Below are 21,011 nucleotides of genomic sequence, written 5' to 3' on the forward strand. Positions count from 1 at the left end.
GTTCATTGAGTGTGCGGATCCGACAAGGGGGCGACGACTCCTTGCCTCTCCGGGCCGATGCGTTACATTGGACGGGACACCGGCTCGATCCAAGCCCCCGGGCCCAACCTTCGTCCCTTCGAGGGACCACTTGCCGCGAGGCGAGCATGGCGGGTCGGTGTCACTAGCGTCTGAAGGCCCCTCACCCGCGGGTGAGGGGCCTTCTGCGTGCCCGGACGCGCCCGGACCTGTCCGGCCGTCAGTCGTGCAGCAGCGCCGGCACGCCGGCCGCGTCCGGCAGGTCGTCCGGGCCGGACAGCACGGTCAGCCGCTGGGTCGCCCTGGTCAGCGCGACGTACAGCACCCGCAGGCCGGCCTCCGACTCGCCGGCGATGCCGGTCGGGTCGGCCACCACCGTGGCGTCGTACTCCAGGCCCTTCGCCTCCAGGCTGCCCAGCGCCACCACCCGCTCGCCCAGGCCCTCGGCCCAGCCGGCCGCCTCGGCCCGCCGGTCCATCGGCACCACGATCGCCACGGTGCCGTCCACCTCGGTCAGCAGCCGTTCCAGCTCGGCCCGGGCCCCCGCCCCGAAGGCCTCCGCCCCGGGGGCGGTGACGGCCGCGAAGCGCGGCTCCACGCCGACCCGGCGCACCGCGCTCGGCGACGGGGTGCCCGGCGCGGCCAGCGCCAGCACCTTGGCCGCGACCTCGGCGATCTCGGCCGGGTTGCGGTAGTTGACGGTCAGCGTGAAGCGCCGGCGCGGCTTCCCGGACAGCACCTCGTCCATCGCGGCCTGGGCCTCCTGCGGGAACGGCCAGGAGGACTGCGCCGGGTCCCCGACGATCGTCCAGGTCGCCATCCGGGACCGGCGGCCGATCATCCGCCATTGCATCGGGGTGAGGTCCTGCGCCTCGTCCACGATCACGTGCGCGTACTCGGTCCGCTCCACCGGCCCCTTCGCCCGCTGGCGGGAGCTGCGGTCCGCGAAGGTGGTGACCTCGTCCAGACCGCTCAGCAGGTCGACCGCGTCCACCTCGCGCACCTTCGGCCGGGCCGGCTCGCCGAGCAGCACCTGCAGCTCGTCGACCAGCGCGACGTCGTGGGCGGACAGCGCGCCCTCGCCCTTCGGCGACAGGTGGCGCCAGGAACCGGCCAGCAGCCGCGCCTCGTCCGGCGTGACGGCCCGACGGGCGATCCGATTGGTGTGCCGGTGGTGCTTGAGCGTGCCGAGCACCCGGCGCGGGCTCAGGGCCGGCCACCAGGCGTCCAGGAAGTCCAGGAAGGACGCCTCGTCCGAGACGTACTCGTCGAAGGACTCCTTCTCCTCCTGGCGCTGCTCGCGGGCGTAGTGGTCGGCGGGCCTGGGCAGGTGCCGGGTGGCCTCCTGCCACAGGGCGTCCAGCAGCAGCCGGCGGGCGCGCGGGCGCAGCAGGTTCAGCGGGGTGCCGCCGGAGCCGATCACGTTGCCCCGCACGGCCTTGAGGCGGCCCGCGTCCAGCCTGAGCACCTCGCCCCGGGCGACCACCTTCAGCTCCTGCGGCGCGCCCAGCTCCAGCGCCGCCCTGGCGGCCCGGCGCAGCAGCTGCACCATCCGGGCCGAGCCCTTGACCCGGGCCGCCTCGGGGCTGTCGTAGGTGCCCGCCTCGATGCCGTCCACCAGCGAGCCGACCGCCCGGATGGCGACCTGGCCCTCCTCGCCGAGCGAGGGCAGCACGCCCTCGGTGTAGGAGACCAGCAGCGGGGTCGGCGAGACCACCAGGATGCCCCCGGCGTAGCGGCGGCGGTCCTGGTACAGCAGGTAGGCGGCCCGGTGCAGGGCCACCGCGGTCTTGCCGGTGCCGGGGCCGCCGGTGACGAGGGTGGCGCCGGCCGCGGCGGCGCGGATCACCTCGTCCTGCTCCTTCTGGATGGAGGAGACGATGTCGCGCATCGAGTGGCTGCGGGCGCGGCCGAGCGAGGCCATCAGGGCGCCGTCGCCGACCACGGCCAGCTCCTCGCCGTCCAGGGTGGGCGTGAGGTCGGGGCGCAGCAGGTCGTCCTCGACGCCGATCACCCGGCGGCCCTTGGAGCGGATCACCCGGCGGCGGATCACCCGGCCGGGCTCGACCGGGGTGGCCCGGTAGAAGGGCGCGGCGGCGGGCGCCCGCCAGTCGATCACCAGCGGGCCGTACTCGGCGTCGAGGACGCCGAGGCGGCCGATGTGGAGGGTCTCGGCGACGGCCGGATCGGCCGGGTCGAGCGGGGTGTTCGACGGGATGCCGTGCTCCTCCGGGGCGTCCGCCCGCTGGAGGTCGATCCGGCCGAACAGGAAGTCCTCGAACTCGTTGTTGAGCCGTTGGAGGTGGGCACCGGCCCGGTAGACCTGGGCGTCGCGCTCGGCCAGCGCACCGGGGGTGCCGACCTGCACCCGCTTGGCGGCGTCCTCCAGGATGTACTCGGCCTCGGCGAGCTTCTCCTCCAGCCGGTGGTAGACGGTGTCCAGGTGCTGCTGCTCGCCGGCGATCTCGCGTTCGCGCACGGTCTCGTGGTCGGCGGCGGGGGTGGTGTCCGTGTTGCTCTGCATGGCCTCGGTGGTTGCGGCGGATATCCGGCTCCGGAAAACGAGCGGACGGATGATCCTACGCCCCGGCCGGTGCGGCGCGCCGCACCGGGACGGCGTCGGAGGCGCATCGGTTCGGACACGGCGGCCGGTGCGCGGACAGCGCGAAGGCCGCCCCCCGCTGAGCGGTGGACGGCCTTCACTGTGAACATGGGGTGGTGGAGATGCCGGGAATCGAACCCGGGTCCAGTGGAGTTAATTCAGGGCTTCTCCGAGCGCAGTCCGCTGTGCTTTTCTCGGCCCTGGCGGTCACACGGACGAGCCGCCAACAGGCCCAGCTGCTGTTTGATTTCCCATCCACCCTCGCAGCCCGGGCGGACGGTTGAGTTCCCTAGATTATGCCAGGGTCCGGGTCGGGAACCCCCCGGTCTGACACCCAAGCGCTATCGTTGCTTAATTAGGCAGCGAGAGCGAACTGCTGGGAATCGCGCTTAGAGTTGGCGATTATTTTTTTGCGACACGTGGTTAACGAGATCATTGCCGCGTTCCTCGGCTCGCTTCCCCTGTTTCAACATCCCCTGTCGAAACCGATCATCCCCATGTTTTGTTGAGAAACAGCCGGACGGTGACCGTCCGTGTTGCTGGCGCCATAGTACGCGAGGCGACGGGCGAGGGTCCAGCGGATTAACCCTGGCGGCGCCGGGCGGCCGCCACGGCACGCGCCGTCTCGCGGGTGTCCTGCTTCTCGCGCAGCGTCTGCCGCTTGTCGTACAGCTTCTTGCCGACCGCGAGCGCGAGTTCGAGCTTCACTCGGCCGTCCTTGAAGTACAGCGAGAGCGGGACCAGCGTGTGGCCCGCGTCGCGGACCTTGGTCTCGATCTTGCGGATCTCCAGCTTGTGCAGCAGCAGCTTGCGCTTGCGCCGGGCCGCGTGGTTGGTCCACGTCCCCTGGGTGTACTCGGGGATGAAGACGTTGTCGATCCAGGCCTCGTGGTTCTGGATGTACGCGTAGCCGTCGACCAGGTTGGCCCTCCCCTCGCGCAGTGACTTCACCTCGGTGCCGGTGAGCACGAGGCCGCACTCGTAGGTGTCGAGGATCGTGTACTCGTGTCGCGCCTTCTTGTTCTGCGCGATCAGCTTCTGTCCGGTTTCCTTTGCCATAGCGCGGCCATTCTCGCACTTCGGGCCGGGCGGGGCAGCCCCTTTAGCCGCGGGTCCCGGCCCTCAGGCGCGGGTTCCGAGCCCGGCCAGCACCCGCAGGGCGAGCGCGTCGGCGTCCTCGCCGGCGGTCGCCGGGACGTCCGGGGCGAGGCCGGTGCCCTCCGGGGAGCGGCCGGCCGGGGTGTAGTAGCGGCCCACGGTCAGCTCCAGGACGGCGCCGTCGGCGAGCCGGCTGGGCTGCTGGACGGTGCCCTTGCCGAAGGTCCGGGAGCCCACCACCACGGCGCGGCTGCGGTCCTGGAGGGCGCCGGTGAGCAGCTCGGCGGCGCTCATCGTGCCGCCGTCGACCAGCACCACCAGCGGGGTGCGCTGGTCGCCGCCGGGCGGGGCGGTCAACTCCCTCGTCCCGCCGCGCTCCTGGTACGAGCCGACCGGGCCGCCGTCCAGGAAGATCCCGGCGGTGCCGGCGGCCTCCTCGACCAACCCGCCCGAGTTGCCGCGCAGATCGAGCACCACGCCGGTGTGCGGGACGCGCAGGGCGGCGCGCACCTGGTCCGTCACTCCGCTGGTGAAGGCCCGGACGGCGATCCGCAGCACGCCCTTGTCCAGGTGCTCGGCGGTGACCTGCCGGCTGTCCAGCAGGGCCCTGCGCAGCTGCAGTTCGCGGATCTCGCCGGTGCCGCGCTGCACGGCGAGGGTGACCTCGCTGCCGGCCTTGCGCTCGCCGTCCCGGCCGCGCAGCCGGGCCACCACCTCGGTGACCGGCAGCCGGTCGGCCTGGTCCTGGTCGATCCGCAGCAGCCGGTCCCCGGCGGCGATCCCGGCGGTGGCGGCGGGCCCCCCGGGGGCGACCTGGGAGACGGCGGTGACGCCGTCCTCACCGCGGCCCACGGAGAGGCCGACGCCGAGGTAGCGGCCGTCCAGGCCCTGGGTGAACTCGGCGTACTCCTGGGCGCTGTAGTAGGCGCCCCAGCGGTCGCCGTTGGCCCCGAGCAGGTGCTCGGCCTGCTGCTCGGACAGTGCGGACCCGGCCGGGTCCGCGGGCGGGCCCGCGGCGGCGGCCGCCACCGGCGCGGTGTCGGCGGACGAACGGCGCACCGGGTCGGCGGGGTCGCCCCAGGCGCCGGAGGCGGCCCCGGCCAGCAGCACGACGCCGAACACCAGGCTGAGGGTGGCCACCTGACGTGCCCTGCGCGGAGTTTCCAGCATGGCACCGGAGTGTAGACACGCGTCGGCCGCGCCGGGCCGGAACGACCGACGGCGGAACGGCGGCGGCCCCGGACGGCGCAGTGCCGTCCGGGGCCGCCGGGGCCCTCGGGGTCAGACCTTGAGGTACTTGCGGAGCGTGAAGAACGCCGCCACACCGGCCATGCCCATACCGACCACGACCAGCAGCGGTATCACCGCGAGCACCGAGCCGAGGCCGATGAAGTGGATGAACTGCACCCGGTCGGCCAGCCAGCCCTGGACGAAGAAGTGCCCGCCGACCAGCAGTCCGGAGGCCATCACCGCGCCGAGCAGCGCGGAGAACGCGGCCTCGGCGATGAACGGCATCTGGACGTAGAAGTTCGAGGCACCGACCAGGCGCATGATGCCGGTCTCGCGCCGCCTGCTGTACGCCGAGACCCGGACGGTGTTCACGATCAGCAGCAGGGCGACGAACAGCATCAGCACCATGATCACGAAGGCCGCCGTCTGCAGGCCGTTGAGCAGGCCGAACAGGTTCTCCAGGATCTTCCGCTGGTCCTCGACCGACTTGACGCCGGGCTTGCCCGCGAAGGCGCTCTGGATGACGTCGTACTTGGTCGGGTCGTTGAGCTTGACCCGCCAGGACTGCGGCATGGCGTCCGGGCCCAGGACGGAGATGAGCGGGTTGTCCGGGTTCATCTCCTTCCAGTGCTTGTACGCCTCGGCCGAGCTCTCGAACGTCGAGGACTGGACGACCGAGTCCATCTTGTCCAGCTGGGCCTTGATGTCCTGCACCTGCTGGTCGGTCGCCGCACCCTTGTCGCACTGGGGCGAGTTGCGGGCGTCCGACTTGGTGCAGAAGTAGATGCTCACCTCGACCTTGTCGTACCAGTACCCCTTCATGGAGTTCACCTGGTCGCGGACCAGGAGCGAGGAACCGGCGAGGGCGAGGGAGAGCGCGACGCTGACCACGACCGCGATGGTCATCGTCAGGTTGCGGCGGAGACCCACACCGATCTCCGACAGGACGAACTGGGCACGCATGCGGGAAACACTCCAGGGTCGGTACTGCTGGTCTGGCGACGCGGGCGGACGGGCCCACGGGTTCAGCGCCGGTCGGTCAGTGCTGGTACCCGTAGACGCCGCGGGCCTGGTCGCGGACGAGCAGCCCCTTGTCGAGCTCGATGACGCGCTTGCGCATCTGGTCGACGATGGCCTGGTCGTGGGTCGCCATGAGCACCGTGGTCCCGGTGCGGTTGATGCGGTCGAGCAGCTTCATGATGCCGACCGAGTTCTGCGGGTCGAGGTTGCCGGTGGGCTCGTCCGCGATCAGCAGCATCGGGCGGTTCACGAAGGCGCGGGCGATCGCGACGCGCTGCTGCTCACCACCGGAGAGCTCGCCCGGCATGCGGTCCTCCTTGCCGCCGAGGCCGACCAGCTCCAGCACCTCGGGCACCACCTTGTTGATGGCGCTCTTGGGCTTGCCGATCACCTCCAGCGCGAAGGCGACGTTCTGCGCGACCGTCTTGTTCGGCAGCAGGCGGAAGTCCTGGAACACGGTGCCCAGCTGGCGGCGCATGTGCGGCACCTTCCAGTTGGACAGCTTGCCGAGGTCCTTGCCCAGCACGTGCACCTCGCCCGTGGAGGGGCGCTCCTCGCGCAGGCACAGGCGCAGGAAGGTGGACTTGCCCGAGCCGGACGAGCCGACCAGGAAGACGAACTCGCCCTTCTCGATCTCCAGCGAGACGTTGTCCAGGGCGGGACGGTTCTGCTTGGGATAGGTCTTGGAGACGTTGTCGAATCTGATCACGGCTGCATCACGGAGGCCATCCTAGGCGGCGCCAGTCCTCGGTCGGTCCACCCCGGGCGCCCGGCCCGGGGGCGGGCGGAGGGGGCGGACAGGGCCGCTCCCGGTCTGGGACCATACGCGAAGCGGCGGCGGGCTCGCAGTGCCTGGACGGGACAGCACCCGGAATCTGGGGGACAATGTCCGGTTATGCCCCGAAAATTGCGAGGCATCTCACAGCCCGGGAGCCGGAACGGGCAGAACCTGGCAGAGTGGAGGTGGCGGCCGCGACCGGCCGCTCCCCCGCACAGGGCAAGAAGAGGAACCAAAGCCCGGTCCGGTGCGTTGGCTGTAGCAGCGAGGAGGAGATCGCATGACCTGCGACCATCTGGTGTGCGCCAACTGCAACGGCCGCGTGAGCGACGGGCGTTGCCCGGTCTGCCGCGCCAACCGGGCCCGGCTACAGGAGCAGCAGGGGCCCTTCGCCGCGCTCTCCCCCGCGATGCTGCTGGCCCTGCTGGCCGGTCTGCTCGCGGTGGCGCTGATCGCGCGGCAGGCGCTGGCCTGATCCCGAACGGGACGACGAGGAGACGACGAAAGGGCCCCCGACCTCGGTCGGGGGCCCTTTCGTCACTGCCTCGCGCGGTTACTCCGCGGCGGTCTCGCGCTGCTTGCGCCACCGGATGCCGGCCTCGATGAAGCCGTCGATGTCGCCGTCCAGCACGGCCTGCGGGTTGCCGGCCTCGAACGCCGTCCGGACGTCCTTGACCATCTGGTACGGGTGCAGCACGTAGGAGCGCATCTGGTTGCCCCAGGAGCTGCCGCTGTCCTTGAGCGCGTCCATCGCCGCCTTCTCCTCCTGGCGGCGCCGCTCGAGCAGCTTGGCCTGGAGGACGTTCATCGCGGACGCCTTGTTCTGGATCTGCGAGCGCTCGTTCTGGCAGGACACCACGATGCCGGTCGGCAGGTGCGTGATGCGCACCGCCGAGTCGGTGGTGTTGACGCCCTGGCCGCCGGGGCCGGACGCGCGGTAGACGTCCACCCGCAGCTCGCCCTCGTCGATGTCGACGTGGTCGGACTGCTCGACGACCGGGAGCACCTCGACACCGGCGAAGGAGGTCTGCCGGCGGCCCTGGTTGTCGAACGGCGAGATGCGGACCAGGCGGTGGGTGCCCTGCTCGACGGAGAGCGTGCCGTACGCGTACGGCGCCTTCACGGTGAAGGTTGCCGACTTGATGCCGGCCTCCTCGGCGTACGAGGTGTCGTACACCTCGGTCGGGTACCCGTGCCGCTCGGCCCAGCGCAGGTACATGCGCATCAGCTGCTCGGCGAAGTCGGCGGCGTCCACGCCACCGGCCTCGGCACGGATGTTGATCAGCGCCTCGCGGGCGTCGTACTCGCCGGACAGGAGGGTGCGGACCTCCAGCTCCTCGACGGCCTTCTGGAGCGCGACGAGCTCGGCCTCGGCCTCGGTGCGGGTGTCCGCGTCGTCCTCGGCCTCGGCGAGCTCGAACAGCACGCCCAGGTCGTCGACCCGGCTGCGCAGGCCCTCGACCCGGCGCAGTTCGCCCTGGAGGAAGGAGAGCCGGCTGGTCACCTTCTGCGCGGACGCGACGTCGTCCCACAGGTTGGGGGCCGCCGCCTCCTCCTCCAGGACCGCGATGTCGGCCCGGATCTTGTCCAGGTCGAGGACGGCCTCGATCGACCCCAGGGTCGTCTCGAGGTTCTTGAGCTCTTCGGAAGGATCGACGGCTGCCACGCCCCCAGCGTAATGGTTCCGGGGGTGGTCATGACGACACCGGGGTCCTCCGGCCCTCCCGCACCGGCCCCGGCAGCCGCTACGGCGCCCGCGGAGCCGTGCTGTGCACCGCCGGAAGGGCCGGGCGGGGGGCGCCCGGGCCGGTGTCGGCGAAGGCCGTCCAGGCCGCCGCGGCGCCCGCCAGCAGCAGCACGGTGGCCAGCAGCACGGCCAGCATCCGGCGGCGGCGCAGCAGCGCCTGCCGGTCCCGGCGCTGCCCGGCGCCCGGGGCGGTGCGCTGGGCGCGGGACTCGGCGGCGTACGCGGCCAGTTCGTCCGCGGACGGGCGGCGCAGGCTGGTGTGGGTGTCCCGGGTCGAGTCGGGGGCGGTGCCGGGCACCAGCGGGACGGCCGGGCCGCGGCGGCGCTTGTGGGTGCCCGGGCCGGCGTCCACCTCGGCGTAGACGGCCTCGCCCGGCGTGAGCGCCTCCTCGGCCGGGGCCCGGCCCTGGGAGGGCACCGCCAGCACCGGCAGGCCGGCCAGCGAGGGCAGCTGCTCGCGCAGCCGGGCGGCCAGCTCGGCGGCGCGCAGCCGCGAGGCCGGGGCCTTGGCCAGGCACTCGGAGATGATCCGCCACAGGCCGTCCGGCAGGCCGGGGATCGGCGGCACCTGTTCGGTGACGTGCCGGCGCAGCACCGCGCCGGTGTGCCCGCCGCCGAAGGGGGTGGATCCGGCCAGCAGCTCGTAGAGCACGGTGGCGAGGGCGTAGATGTCGACGGCGGCGCGCGGTTCCAGGCCCTCGATGATCTCGGGCGCCAGGTAGTCGGGGGTGCCGATGATCCGGGTGGCCCGGGTGCGGCGGGGGGCGTCGACCAGGCGGGCGACGCCGAAGTCGGTGAGCTTGGCGCGCGGGGCGGCGCCCGGACCGGGGGCGGCGGCGAGGTCGAGCAGCACGTTCTCGGGCTTGACGTCGCGGTGGACGATGCCGGCCGCGTGCGCGGCGGCCAGGCCGTCGGCGACGTCCGCGATGATCGAGGCGGCGGTCTGCGGGGGCAGGGCGCCGTCGCGCTCGAGCCGGGAGCGCAGGTCGGTGCCCTGGACCAGTTCCATCACCAGGGCGAGGTCGCTGCCGTCCACGACCATGTCGCGCACGCCGACCACCCGGGGGTGGTCGAGGCTGGTCAGCGCGGCGCGCTCCTGGACGAAGCGGCCGACCAGCACCTGGTCGGCGGCCAGGTCCTCGCGCAGCAGCTTGACCGCGACCGGGCCGTCGGGCCCCTCACCGAGCCAGACCGTCCCGGCCGAACCCCGGCCGATGACCTGGTGGACGGTGTACCGGCTGCCGATCTTGCGTGCCAATGCTGCTCCGTGGGCGGCGCGGGAGCGCTCCGGGGGGCCCGGTGCGCTCGGTGGGGCGGGACAACAGCGACCAACCTACGCGCCCCGACCCCCCGTGCGGGCCGCCTGAGGGCCCCGGACGGGCAGTCCCGGGCGAGAAATCTCGAAAATTGTCGACAAAGCGTCAATCCTGCCGTCCGGGCGCGGTGTCGCGTCCGGACGGCCCCGCGGGACGGAACCGTCCCGGCGTCAGTTCTTCGAGCTGCCGAACAGCGCGTCCGCCCAGTCCCGCACCGTGGTGAACCAGCTCTGGACGTTGTCCCAGTAGTGCGGCAGCGGCGTGAAGTTCCACAGCGCCAGCCCGGCCACGAACAGCACCAGCAGCACCACCAGGCAGCCCTTGAGGCAGCCGAGCCCCGGGATGTACATCCGGTTGCGGCTGCGCGGGCGCCGCTCGCGCGGCGGGGCGGGCTCGCGGCGGGGCTGCTCGCGCGGCTCCTCGCGGCGCTGCGGGGGCTCCCGGTGCTGCGGCGCCGGCGGCTCGGCCCGGCGCGGCACCGGGGCCGGCGGGGGCGGCGGTGGGTAGCCGCCCTGCGGCTGCGACTGGCCGTACCCGGCCGGGGCCTGCCGGTAGCCGCCGGGCGGCTGCGGGCGGCCGCCCTGCTGCGACGGGCCGCCGTAACCGCCCGGACTGGCCTGGCCGCCGTAACCGCCCTGGCCGCCCTGGCCTCCGTAGCCCCCCTGGCCGCCCTGACCACCCCGTCCGGCCTGGTACGGCGGCGGGGCCACCGGCGGGCGCTGGGCGTACCCGGGCGGCGGGGCCTGGTGCCGCGGGTCCTGCCGGTAGCCGGCCGGCGGCTGCGGCTGGTAGCCCTGGCCCGGCCGGCCGCCCTGTCCGGCCTGGAACGGCGGCGGGGCGACCTGCGGGTCCTCGAAGTCCTCCGGGCCGAAGTAGCCGACCTGGGTCTGCTGGTTGCGGTCCCGGGCCGCCTGCAGCTGGGTCTGCCAGGGGTGCGGCGCCTCCTCCTTCGGCGCACCGGGCGGGGGCGGCGGCACGGCCGTGGGCGGCAGCACCTGGGTGCGGTCGGCGGCCCCGTACGGCGGCGCGGCCGGCGGCTGGGTGCTCATCACCCGGGTCGCCGCGGCCGGGTCGTAGTGCGAACCGCCCTGGCCCGCCGGCGGCGCCTCCGGGAAGGGCGGCGCCAGGTCCGGGACGACCGGGGCGCTGCCGGGGACGGCGGCCGGCCGCGGGTCGGGCACCAGCAGCGCGCCGACCGCGAGCGCCTCGTCCACCGCGGCCGGCGAGGCGTGCACCCCGACCCCGGCCGCCACCACGCGCAGCGCGCGGGCCAGCGAGGTGGCGCCCGGGCGCTGCGCCGGGTCCTTGCGCAGGCAGCGCTCGATGACCGTCCACAGCGGCTCGGGCATGGTGCTGGGCCGCTGCGGCTCCTGCGCCAGGTGGGCCTGCAGGACGGCGAGCGCGCCGTCGCCCTGGAACGGCTGCCGGCCGGTGACCAGCTCGTACAGCATGATCCCGGCGCCGTAGACGTCCACCGCCGAGGTCTGCGGCCGGCCCTCGGCGGACTCCGGGGCGACGTAGGCGGGGGTGCCGACGAACTCGTGGGTGCGGGTGATGCCCGGGGAGTCGGCGAGCCGGGCGATGCCGAAGTCGGTGAGCATCGGGTGCATCTGCTCGGTGCCCTCGACCAGCAGCGAGGAGAGCAGGACGTTGGCCGGCTTGAGGTCGCGGTGGACGATCCCGTCCGCGTGGCTGGCCGCCAGCGCGTCCGCGACCTGGGCCATCAGCAGGGCGCCGGCGATCGGGCTGAACGGGCCGTTGGCGCGCAGGTACCGGGCCAGGTCGGGGCCGTCGACGAGGTCCATCACCAGGGCCAGCAGCTCGCCCTCGACGACCAGGTCGCGGACCCGGACGATGTTGGGGTGGGTCAGCCGCAGCAGCAGCGAGCGCTCGCGCAGGAAGCGCATCACGACGTCCGGGTCGGCCGCCAGCTCCTCGCGCAGTACCTTGATGGCCACCAGCTGCCCCGGCTCGCTGCCGGGCACCTGGACGTCGGGGCGCACCCGGCCGCGCCAGACCGTGCCGGTGGCACCCCGTCCGAGGGTCTCCTCAAGCAGATACTTGCTGCCGACTGGCCGCACCTGTCGCACTCCTCGCCGTGCCGCCCGCGCGGGGCGCTCCTCCGCCGGTGCGGTGAGCCTGCCGGGCCCGTGTCTGCGGCCACTCTAACCGTGTCCGTTCGGGTTTCAGAGGCAACTGGCAGGCCATCCAGGAGGTGGTGGGGGACATCCCCTAGGGGACCGTCCGGAGCCGGTCGGCGGGCCCGTCGACGGGGTCGTCCCGGCACCGGTTGACCTGACCCTCCGTCGCCTCCACCATGGCGGTGATCGCAAGATCGTCAAATCCGGTACCGTGCGCGGACTGTCCGTGACGGATGGCAGGATGGACACTCGCCACTCGTGTGGCCCAAAGGGTCGCCGCGACCGCCCCGCGCGTCCGCGACGCCACCGGACGGGCTCCACACCAGCAGAAGGGACCCGCGGGCGAGATGCAGATCCGGCTGACCGTCCTCCGACCGCGCAGCGGCCCGACCGCCGCCGGCTCCGCCATCCCCTACGTGGACGTGCTGGTCACCGCGCCCGTCGGCACCGCGCTCGGCGCCCTCGCGGGCGCGCTCGCGGGCGCCGTCGGCGTGCGCGGGCCCCGGGCCGCCACCCATGTGCACCTGTACGCCGGGGCGCACCGGGTGGACGAGCACACCCTGCTCGGCCACCCCCCGCTGCTCGACGGCGCCGTCCTCAGCCTCAACGAGCCCGACCCCACCGCCGACGAGCCCGACGACACCCCCGCCGTCGCCGAACTGCGCGTCGTCGGCGGCCCGGACGCCGGCGGCGTGCACCGGCTGCACGGCCGCGAGATCCGGATCGGCCGCTCCGGCGAGGCCGACGTCCCGCTCGACGACCCCGACGTCTCCCGGCTGCACCTGGCCCTGCACCTCGCCGACGACGGCCGGATCACCGTCCGGGACCTCGGCTCCACCAACGGCACCACCCTGGACGGCCGGATCGTGCCGCCCGGCGGCACCGAGGAGGCCGTCCCGCTGGAGCCCGGCGGCCTGCTGCGGATCGGCGAGTCCACCCTGCAGGTGACCACCCCCGACCGCACCGACGCCCCCGGCAGCGGCCGCGCCGCCGTGCCCGACGGCCACGGCCACCTCCAGCTCGCCGCCCCCGGCCCGGCCCGGCCCGCGCCGCCCCCGGCCGAGCCGCCCGCCGCCCCCGAACCCGCCCCGGGCCGCGGCCGCGGCCTGCTCTCGCTGCGGCTCGGCCGCACCGCCGAACCGCCCGGCCAGGAGAGCGCCGAACGCCACCACACCGCCGTCCGGCTCCGCCAGGCCGCCGCCCAGCGCGAGCGCTGGCCGGACCTCGCCACCCTGCTGCTCAACGCCGTCGGCCCCGGCCCGCGGCTCTGGGAGCGCGGCCCCGGCCACCCCGACGCGCTCACCCTGCGCCTGGGCACCGCCGACCGCCCCCTCCCCCCGGCCGGGGGCGGCCCCACCGGCGGCCCCGGCACCGCGCCCGGCGCGACACTGCCCGCCGTCCCGGTCACCCTCGACCTGCAGACCGCCGGCAGCCTCGGGCTCAGCGGCCCCCGCGCGCGCCTCGACGCGCTCACCCGCGCCGTCGTCGCCCAGCTCGTCGCCCTGCACCCGCCCACCGGCCTCAGCCTCGTCGTCGTCGACGCCGACCCGGCGCGCACCCCCGAGGAACGCGCCGACACCTGGGCCTGGGCCCTGTGGCTGCCGCACCTGCGGCCGGCGGACGGCCAGGACTGCCGCCTGCTGCTCGGCCTCGACGACGAGCAGGCGACGGCCCGGCTCGACGAACTCACCGCCCGGCTCAACGGCCCGATCGGCCTCGGCGGCCACCCCGCCACCGTCGTCGTGGTCGACGGCCGCCCGGCCACCGAGCACGCCCGGCAGGCGGTCGACCTGCTGCTGCGCCAGGGCCCGGCCGTCGGCATCTTCCCGGTCTGCCTCGCGGAACAGCCCGAACTGCTCCCCCGCGGCCTCGGCGCCACCGCCCTCGTCACCGGAGAGGTCGGCACCCACCTCTCGCTGGACCGTCCGGTCGCCCGCGGCCGGGAGACCCTGCACGAGGTCTCGCTGGACGCCGTCTCCGACGCCTGGGCCGAGCGGCTCGCCCGCCTGCTCGCCCCGCTGCGGGAGGCCGTCCCGGCCGCCCGCGGACCGCTGCCCGACGCGCTGCGACTGCTCGACCTGCTCCAGCTCGACACCGTCACCCCGGCCAAGCTCTCCGCCCGCTGGGCCGCGCACGCCGGCGGCATCGGCGCGGCCACCGCGCTGCTCGGCACCACCCGGGACGAGCTCTGCACCCTCGACCTGGCCGACCCGGAACTCGCCCTGCCCTCCCCCGACCCGGGCGGCCCGCACCTGCTGATCGGCGGCGCCCGCGGCTCCGGCAAGACCGAACTGCTGCGCACCCTGGTCGCCTCGCTCGCCGTCTCCGAACGCCCGGAGCGCCTCGCCGTCACCCTCATCGAGGGCCGGGCCACCGAGGACGGCCTGGACGGCTGCACCGAGCTGCCGCACGTCACCGGCCGGGTCAACGCCGCCACCGACCCGCGGGCCGCACTGCTCGCCGCAGAGGCCCTGGAGGACGAACTCGCCCTGCGCGAGCGACTGTTCGACGGCCTCGACTTCGCCTCCTGGCACGCCGCCCGGATCCTGGACGGCCGGCCGGACCTCGCCGCGGGCGTGGACGCCGTCCCGGTGCCCGCCACCGTGGGCGCCCCCGCCCCGGCCCCGCCGCGCATCGTCCAGCCGCGCAGCCCCGACGGCCCGCGGCCCGCGACCGCCCCCTCGGGTGCCGTCCCCGCCCGGCTGGTCGTCGTCGTCGACGACTACGAGGCCCTGCTCTCCCCCACCTCGCCGGCGGGCCGCCCGCTGGCCCGGGCCCTCGCCGCCGTCGCCCGCCGCGGCGGCCCGCTCGGCGTCCACCTCGCGGTGGCCACCGGCCGGCCGGAGGAGAGCGCCGGCACCGAGGTCGACGAGGCGGCCCTGCTCCGGATCGCCCTGCGCACCGAGGACCCGGCCGACTCCGACCTGCTGATCCACCTCGGCGACGCCGCCGGCCTCCCCGAGGACACCCCGGGCCGCGGCTACCTGCGCCTCCCGGACGGCGGCGTCACCGCCTTCCAGACCGCCCGGATCAGCGGCCGCATCCCGCGCACCGCCACGCTGCGGCCCACCGTCGTCGCCATCGACCCGCTGCAGCTCGGTGCCCCGCCGGCCCGCCGCCCGGTCCGCGAGCTCGGCAACGGCCCCACCGACCTCGCACTGCTGGCCAGCGCCCTCCAGCGCGCCGCCGCCCGCTAGGGGGTTCCGGGCCGCACCCGGTCGGGTGCGGCCCGGCAGGGGCGGGTGCGGCCCGGCAGGGGCGGGTGCGGCCCGGTGCGGTCAGGAGCAGTAGGTGCCGCGCTTGACCAGGGCGAGGCCGGTGACCCTGGCGCCGTCCATGGTGAACTCGTAGACCCAGCCCTCGCCGCTGCGCACGCCCTCGGCCGGCAGCTCGTACTTGCCGTCCTTGCCCGGCTTGAGGCCCTTGCCGTCGTAGGCCCGCTTGAGCTCCTCCTCCGTCGAGCCCGCGCCGACGCCGTCGGCGGTCCGGGTGCCGGCCGGGGCGACGAGTTCGCGCAGGCCCTTCGTCCCGAAGCCGACCCGGCCGGTGGTGAGGAAGGCCTGGTCGTGGGTCCTGATGGCCGTCTCGAGCGCCTTGGCGTCCTTGGAGAGCCGGTCCAGCTCCGCCTGGTCGGCGGCGTTCTGGTCCAGCCGCACCTTCTCCCGCTTGTAGTACTCCATCATCTGCTGCGGCGAGGAGCCGGGCGGCAGCGTCTCGTGGGTCTTCAGCTTCGCCAGGACCTCGTCCAGCTTGGCGACGTAGGCGTCGGACTTGGCGCGGGCGTCCGTCTCGGCCGCCATCCGCTCCGGGCACGAACGAACCGGCGGGGCCCGCGTCCGAAGACGCGGGCCCCGCCGGTTCAGCCGTCCGTCAGCGCATCGAACCGGTGCGCAGCAGGGTGCGGATGACGCGCATCGCGACCGAGAGGCTGGACAGCTCGTAGTTGTCCGAACCCCTTATGTCGTCGAGGGTGCTCTTGGCGCGGTTCAGCAGCGTGCTGTTGAGCTCCGCCCAGGCGGTGTAGCGCTCCTCCGGGGTGGCGCCCTCCGGGCCGCAGACCAGGATGTCGGCGGTCAGCGCCGCGTGCGCCGCGAAGAGGTCCTCGCGGATCGAGGCCCGGGCCATCGACGACCAGCGGTCGGTCCGGGGCAGCTCGATGATGCGGTCCAGCAGGTGGGTGATCTGCAGGCGGTCGGCGAGGTCGTAGTAGAGCTCGGCGACGTCCGCGACGTCCTTGCCGGAACGGTCCGCGACCTCGGTGATGTCCAGGGTCGGGAAGGTCGAGGACAGCCCGGCGACCCGGGTCGCCAGCTCCTCCGGCACGCCGGCCGCGGCGAGCTCCTCGTAGACGGACTCGAACCAGGCCAGGTCCTCGCCGCGCAGCGGCTTGGGCAGCGAGCCCCAGACCTGGTTGACCCGGTCGTGGAAGAACTCGATGGTGCCGGCGATGTCGAGCGGCTGGCGGCGGTTGTTGAGCATCCACCGGGTGGCGCGCTCGACCAGGCGCCGCGAGTGCAGCCGCATCTTGGTCTGGCCGCGGGCCGGGACCTTGTTGTCCAGGCCCTCGATCTCGCCCCAGATCTCCTCCAGGCCGAAGACGGCCCGGGCGGCGGTGTGGGTGCGGGCGATCTCCTCGTAGGTCGCGCCGGTCTCCTCCTTCAGCCGGAAGGCGAAGGTGCAGCCACCGCGGTTGATCGTGTCGTTGACGATCAGGGTGGTGATGATCTCGCGGCGCAGCGCGTGGTTGTCGATCGCCTCGGCGAACCGGGCCCGCAGCGCACTCGGGAAGTAGTCGTGCAGCGCGGTGCGGAAGTACGGGTCGTCGGGCAGGTCGGTGGCGAGCAGCTCGTCGGCCAGCGTGATCTTGGTGTACGCGAGCAGGACGGACATCTCGGGCTGGGAGAGCCCGCGGCCGTTCTGCTGCCGCTCCTTGATCTGGCGCTCGGTGGGCAGGAACTCCAGGCCCCGGTCGAGCTGGCCGGCCGACTCCAGGCGGTTGATCATCCGGGAGTGGACGTTGACCATGCTGTGCGCCTGGGCGACGGCGTTGGCCAGCACCACGTTCTGCGCGTAGTTGTTGCGCAGCACCAGGTGGCCGACCTCGTCGGTCATCTCGGCGAGGAGGGTGTTGCGCTGCTTGACCGTCATGTCGCCCTCGGCGACGACCTGGTTGAGCAGGATCTTGATGTTGACCTCGTGGTCCGAGGTGTCCACGCCGGCCGAGTTGTCGATGGCGTCGGTGTTGATCCAGCCGCCGGTGCTCTCCGGGCCGCCCACCGCGGCGTACTCGATGCGGCCGAGCTGGGTGCAGCCGAGGTTGCCGCCCTCGCCGATGACCCGGGCCCGGACCTGGTCGCCGTTGACGCGGATGGCGTCGTTGGCCTTGTCGCCGACCTCGGCGTTGGTCTCGGTGGAGGCCTTGACGTAGGTGCCGATGCCGCCGTTCCAGAACAGGTCGACCGGCGCCTGCAGGATCGCCTTCATCAGCTCGGCCGGGGTGAGCCGGGCGACGTCGACGCCGAGGGCGGCCCTGGCCTGCGCGCTGAGCTGGATCGACTTGGCGCTGCGCGGGAAGACCCCGCCGCCGGCCGAGATCAGCGACTTCTCGTAGTCGTCCCAGGAGCTGCGGGGCAGCTCGAAGAGGCGGCGGCGCTCGGCGTAGGAGGCGGCCGCGTCCGGGTTCGGGTCGATGAAGATGTGGCGGTGGTCGAAGGCGGCGACCAGCCGGATGTGCTCGCTGAGCAGCATGCCGTTGCCGAAGACGTCGCCGGACATGTCGCCGATGCCGATGACGGTGAAGTCCTCGGTCTGGGTGTCGACGCCGAGCTCGCGGAAGTTGCGCTTCACCGACTCCCAGGCGCCGCGGGCGGTGATGCCCATGCCCTTGTGGTCGTAGCCGGCCGAGCCGCCCGAGGCGAACGCGTCGCCCAGCCAGAAGCCGTAGGACTCGGCGACGCCGTTGGCGATGTCGGAGAAGGTCGCGGTGCCCTTGTCGGCGGCGACGACCAGGTAGGTGTCGTCCTCGTCGTGGCGGACCACGTCGGCCGGGTGGACGACCTCGCCGCCGACCAGGTTGTCGGTGATGTCCAGCAGCGCGGAGATGAACGTCTTGTACGAGGAGATGCCCTCGGCCAGCCAGGCGTCCCGGTCCACCGACGGGTCCGGCAGCTGCTTGGCCACGAAGCCGCCCTTGGCGCCGACCGGCACGATGACGGTGTTCTTGACCATCTGCGCCTTGACCAGGCCCAGGATCTCGGTGCGGAAGTCCTCGCGCCGGTCGGACCAGCGCAGACCGCCGCGGGCGACCTTGCCGAAGCGCAGGTGCACGCCCTCGACCTGCGGCGAGTAGACCCAGATCTCGAACGCCGGACGCGGGGCCGGCAGGTCCGGGATGGCCTTCGGGTCGAACTTCATCGACACGTAGGAGTGCCACTCGCCGGAGGCGGCGTGCTGGAAGAAGTTGGTCCGCAGGGTGGCCGTGATGAGGTGCAGGAAGGAGCGCAGGATGCGGTCCTCGTCCAGCGACACGACCTCGTCGAGCGCGCCGGCCAGCTCCTCCAGGATGCCCTCGGTCAGCTCCAGGGCGCCCGAACGGTGGCTCGGGCTCAGCCGGGCCTCGAACAGGTTGACCAGCAGGCGGGTGGTGTGGGTGTTGTTGCGGAGCGCGTCCTCCATGTAGTCCTGGGAGAACGTGGAGCCCGCCTGGCGCAGGTACTTGGCGTACGCGCGCAGCATCATCGCCTGCCGCCAGGTCAGCCCGGCGGTGAGGACCAGCTCGTTGAAGCCGTCGTTCTCGGCCTTGCCGGTCCAGGTGGCCGCGAAGGTCTCCTGGAAGCGCTCGCGGGCCTCGTCGGTGAGCCCGGTGGCCTCGCGCAGCTTCAGGCCGAAGTCGTACACCCACGCGGTGGTGCCGTCGGAGCGGCGCAGCGCGTACGGGTGCTCGTCGAGCACCTCGACGCCCAGTCGCTGGAGCACCGGCAGGACCTCGGTGAGCGAGATCGGGCCGCCCACCCGGTAGATCTTGAAGCGGCGCTCGTCGTCGCCGGCGCCCACGGGCTGGTACAGGTTGAGGCGGAAGTCGCCGTCGCCGTGCAGCGCCTCGATCTGCTTGATGTCGGAGACGGCGGTGCGCGGCGGGAAGTCGGCGCGGTAGCCGTCGGGGAAGGCGTTGGCGTACTTGTGGCCGAGCTCGGCGGCCCGCTCCTCGCCCAGCTCGAGGTGCAGCTGGTCGTGGAAGCCGTCCATCCAGAACCGGGCCGCCTCGGCCAGGCGGTTCTCGATCCGCTCGATGTCGGTGTCGGTGAGCTGCGGCAGCTCGGTGCCCGGGGCGACCCGGACCACGAAGTGCAGGCGGGTCAGCACCGACTCGGTGGCGTACACCGTGTAGTCGATGGTGGCGCCGTTCAGCTCCTCCTTGAGGATGTCGGTGAGCAGCAGCCGGATCCGCGTGGTGTAGCGGTCGCGCGGCAGGTAGATGAACGCGGAGAAGTAGCGCCCGTACTCGTCCTGGCGCAGGAAGAGGCGCAGCTTACGGCGCTCCTGCAGGTAGAGCACGCTGGTCGCGATGGAGAGCAGTTCGGAGGCCGCGGTCTGGAACATCTCGTCCCGCGGGAAGGTCTCCATGATCTGCAGCAGGTCGCGGCCGTCGTGGCTCTCGCTGGAGAAGCCGGAGGCGTCCAGCACCTCCTGGACCTTGCGGCGCACGACCGGGATCCGGGTGACGGACTCGGTGTACGCGGCGGAGGAGAAGAGGCCGAGGAAGCGGCGCTCGCCGATCGGCTCGCCGGCGGCGTTGAACTTCTTCACGCCGACGTAGTCCAGGTAGGCCGGGCGGTGCACGGTGGAGCGGCTGTTGGCCTTGGTGAGGACGAGCAGCTTCTTCTCGTGGGCCTTGGCGCGGACCGGCGCGGACAGCCGGCCGAAGGCCTCGCTGACCGAGTGGTGCCGGTCGTCGTGGCTGTGCGGGTCGGCGCGCAGGATGCCCAGACCGGTGCCGGCGACGGCCTTCAGGACCTCCTCGCCCTCGTGCTCGACGAGGTCGTACTCGCGGTAGCCGAGGAAGGTGAAGTGGTCGTCGGCGAGCCAGCGCATCAGCTCCCAGGCCTCGCCGACCTCCTGCTCGGGCAGGCCGCCCGGGGGCTCCTCGGCGAGCTCGTCGGCCAGGCGCAGCGCGCTCTCGCGCATCTTGCTCCAGTCCTCGACGACCTCGCGGACGTCGCCGAGCACCCGGCGCAGGTTGGTCTCGATGGAGCGCAGGTCCTCGCGGTCCGTCTCGCGGTCGATCTCGATGTGCATCCACGACTCGACGGTCGCGTCGGCGGGCCACTCGGCGCCGGCGGCCTGGCTGCGGGAGCAGGCGTCGACGTCCAGGATCTCCAGCAGCTTGCCGGTGATGTCACGGCGGACGACCAGCTGGGGGTGGATGACGAGGTGGATCGCGCGGTCCTGGCGGGACAGCTCGTTGGTGACGGAGTCGACCAGGAAGGGCATGTCGTCGGTGACGACCTCGACCACGGTGTGGCCGCAGGACCAGCCGTTCTCCTCCACCGAGGGGGTGTGGACCCGCACCTCGGCGGTGCCCTGCGGGCGCTTGAGGCCCAGCCGGTAGTGGGAGGCCGCCGCGCCGTAGACGTCGACCGGGTCGGAGTCGACCAGGTCCTCGGGCGCGGTGTGGAGGTAGTAGTGGTGCAGGTACGCGGTCAGAGCGCCGTTGCTCAGACCCTCCCCCGGCGCCGCTCCCCCCACCTGGCTGTTCTCAGCGGCTGCGGCTGCCTTCTTGAGCAGTTCGGCCTTGGCTGCGTCCAGCTTGGTCTGCATGACTTCTTGGCTCCTGTCGCGCGCCGTTGCGTGACTCGGTCGGGTGTGGATGTTCACCGACGGGTCTCCCGCAATCCTGCCGCACCATCCGACTGAAAAGGCCCCATGGCGCGCATGAAACACCTTCGCAGTGGGTAGGACGATTCGTCTTGCGAAGCCACCCGACGACGCCAGCCAGCCTAACCGGATCAATCGAAGGTGCACAGGGACAGGGAGGCGCAAACCTGCAGGATGATCGGTCCGT

At 73.3% G+C, this 21,011-nt stretch carries 12 protein-coding genes and 1 other RNA gene; 2 read left to right on the forward strand and 11 right to left on the reverse strand.

Going from position 1 to position 21,011, the window contains the following annotated elements:
* Positions 1–238: 238 nt before the first annotated feature.
* The 6 genes from ACIA8Q_RS18050 to ftsE all read right to left on the reverse strand — a co-directional run bounded on the left by ACIA8Q_RS18050 (position 239) and on the right by ftsE (position 6,677).
* Positions 239–2,542 (reverse strand): UvrD-helicase domain-containing protein, encoded by a 2,304-nt coding sequence (locus ACIA8Q_RS18050; protein WP_360218058.1) that lies wholly within the window; start codon positions 2,540–2,542, stop codon positions 239–241.
* A gap of 192 nt (positions 2,543–2,734) precedes the next feature.
* Positions 2,735–3,117, reverse strand: a transfer-messenger RNA (tmRNA) gene (gene ssrA / locus ACIA8Q_RS18055).
* An 85-nt stretch (positions 3,118–3,202) separates the two neighbouring features.
* A complete protein-coding gene (smpB, locus tag ACIA8Q_RS18060) occupies positions 3,203–3,679 on the reverse strand; it encodes an SsrA-binding protein SmpB (protein ID WP_045695776.1) in 477 nt (158 codons plus the stop codon).
* 63 nt (positions 3,680–3,742) lie between these two features.
* A complete protein-coding gene (locus ACIA8Q_RS18065; RefSeq protein WP_387901548.1) occupies positions 3,743–4,888 on the reverse strand; it encodes a S41 family peptidase in 1,146 nt (381 codons plus the stop codon).
* Positions 4,889–4,999: 111 nt separating this feature from the next.
* Complete coding sequence (gene ftsX, locus ACIA8Q_RS18070) at positions 5,000–5,911, reverse strand: permease-like cell division protein FtsX (RefSeq protein WP_360218064.1); 912 nt, start codon at positions 5,909–5,911, stop codon at positions 5,000–5,002.
* A gap of 76 nt (positions 5,912–5,987) precedes the next feature.
* Positions 5,988–6,677, reverse strand: a complete 690-nt coding sequence (gene ftsE, locus ACIA8Q_RS18075; protein WP_063349173.1) for a cell division ATP-binding protein FtsE — start codon at positions 6,675–6,677, stop codon at positions 5,988–5,990.
* Positions 6,678–7,026: 349 nt separating this feature from the next.
* Between ftsE and ACIA8Q_RS18080 the strand changes: the two genes are divergently transcribed.
* Positions 7,027–7,221, forward strand: coding sequence for a hypothetical protein (locus tag ACIA8Q_RS18080; protein WP_030059729.1), 195 nt, complete (start codon positions 7,027–7,029; stop codon positions 7,219–7,221).
* A 78-nt stretch (positions 7,222–7,299) separates the two neighbouring features.
* On the opposite strand, the gene prfB is transcribed toward ACIA8Q_RS18080, so the two are convergent.
* The 3 genes from prfB to ACIA8Q_RS18095 form a co-directional block, all read right to left on the reverse strand.
* Positions 7,300–8,412 carry a peptide chain release factor 2 gene (prfB, locus tag ACIA8Q_RS18085; protein ID WP_360218068.1) on the reverse strand — a complete coding sequence of 371 codons (1,113 nt, stop codon included), beginning with the start codon at positions 8,410–8,412 and terminating at the stop codon, positions 7,300–7,302.
* Between the two features lie 79 nt (positions 8,413–8,491).
* Complete coding sequence (locus ACIA8Q_RS18090) at positions 8,492–9,751, reverse strand: serine/threonine-protein kinase (protein WP_387901552.1); 1,260 nt, start codon at positions 9,749–9,751, stop codon at positions 8,492–8,494.
* A 228-nt stretch (positions 9,752–9,979) separates the two neighbouring features.
* Positions 9,980–11,890, reverse strand: coding sequence for a protein kinase (locus ACIA8Q_RS18095; protein WP_360218074.1), 1,911 nt, complete (start codon positions 11,888–11,890; stop codon positions 9,980–9,982).
* 407 nt (positions 11,891–12,297) lie between these two features.
* Between ACIA8Q_RS18095 and ACIA8Q_RS18100 the strand changes: the two genes are divergently transcribed.
* Positions 12,298–15,147 carry an FtsK/SpoIIIE domain-containing protein gene (locus ACIA8Q_RS18100; RefSeq protein WP_396317440.1) on the forward strand — a complete coding sequence of 950 codons (2,850 nt, stop codon included), beginning with the start codon at positions 12,298–12,300 and terminating at the stop codon, positions 15,145–15,147.
* 81 nt (positions 15,148–15,228) lie between these two features.
* Here ACIA8Q_RS18100 and ACIA8Q_RS18105 read toward each other — a convergent pair whose 3' ends face one another.
* Positions 15,229–15,750, reverse strand: coding sequence for a hypothetical protein (locus ACIA8Q_RS18105; protein ID WP_360218080.1), 522 nt, complete (start codon positions 15,748–15,750; stop codon positions 15,229–15,231).
* 70 nt (positions 15,751–15,820) lie between these two features.
* Entirely contained in the window at positions 15,821–20,767 is a 4,947-nt protein-coding gene (locus ACIA8Q_RS18110; RefSeq protein ID WP_360218083.1) for an NAD-glutamate dehydrogenase, read from the reverse strand.
* Positions 20,768–21,011 lie beyond the last annotated feature (244 nt).

This window comes from Kitasatospora sp. NPDC051705, from assembly GCF_044453265.1.
In the GTDB taxonomy this organism is placed as follows: domain Bacteria; phylum Actinomycetota; class Actinomycetes; order Streptomycetales; family Streptomycetaceae; genus Kitasatospora.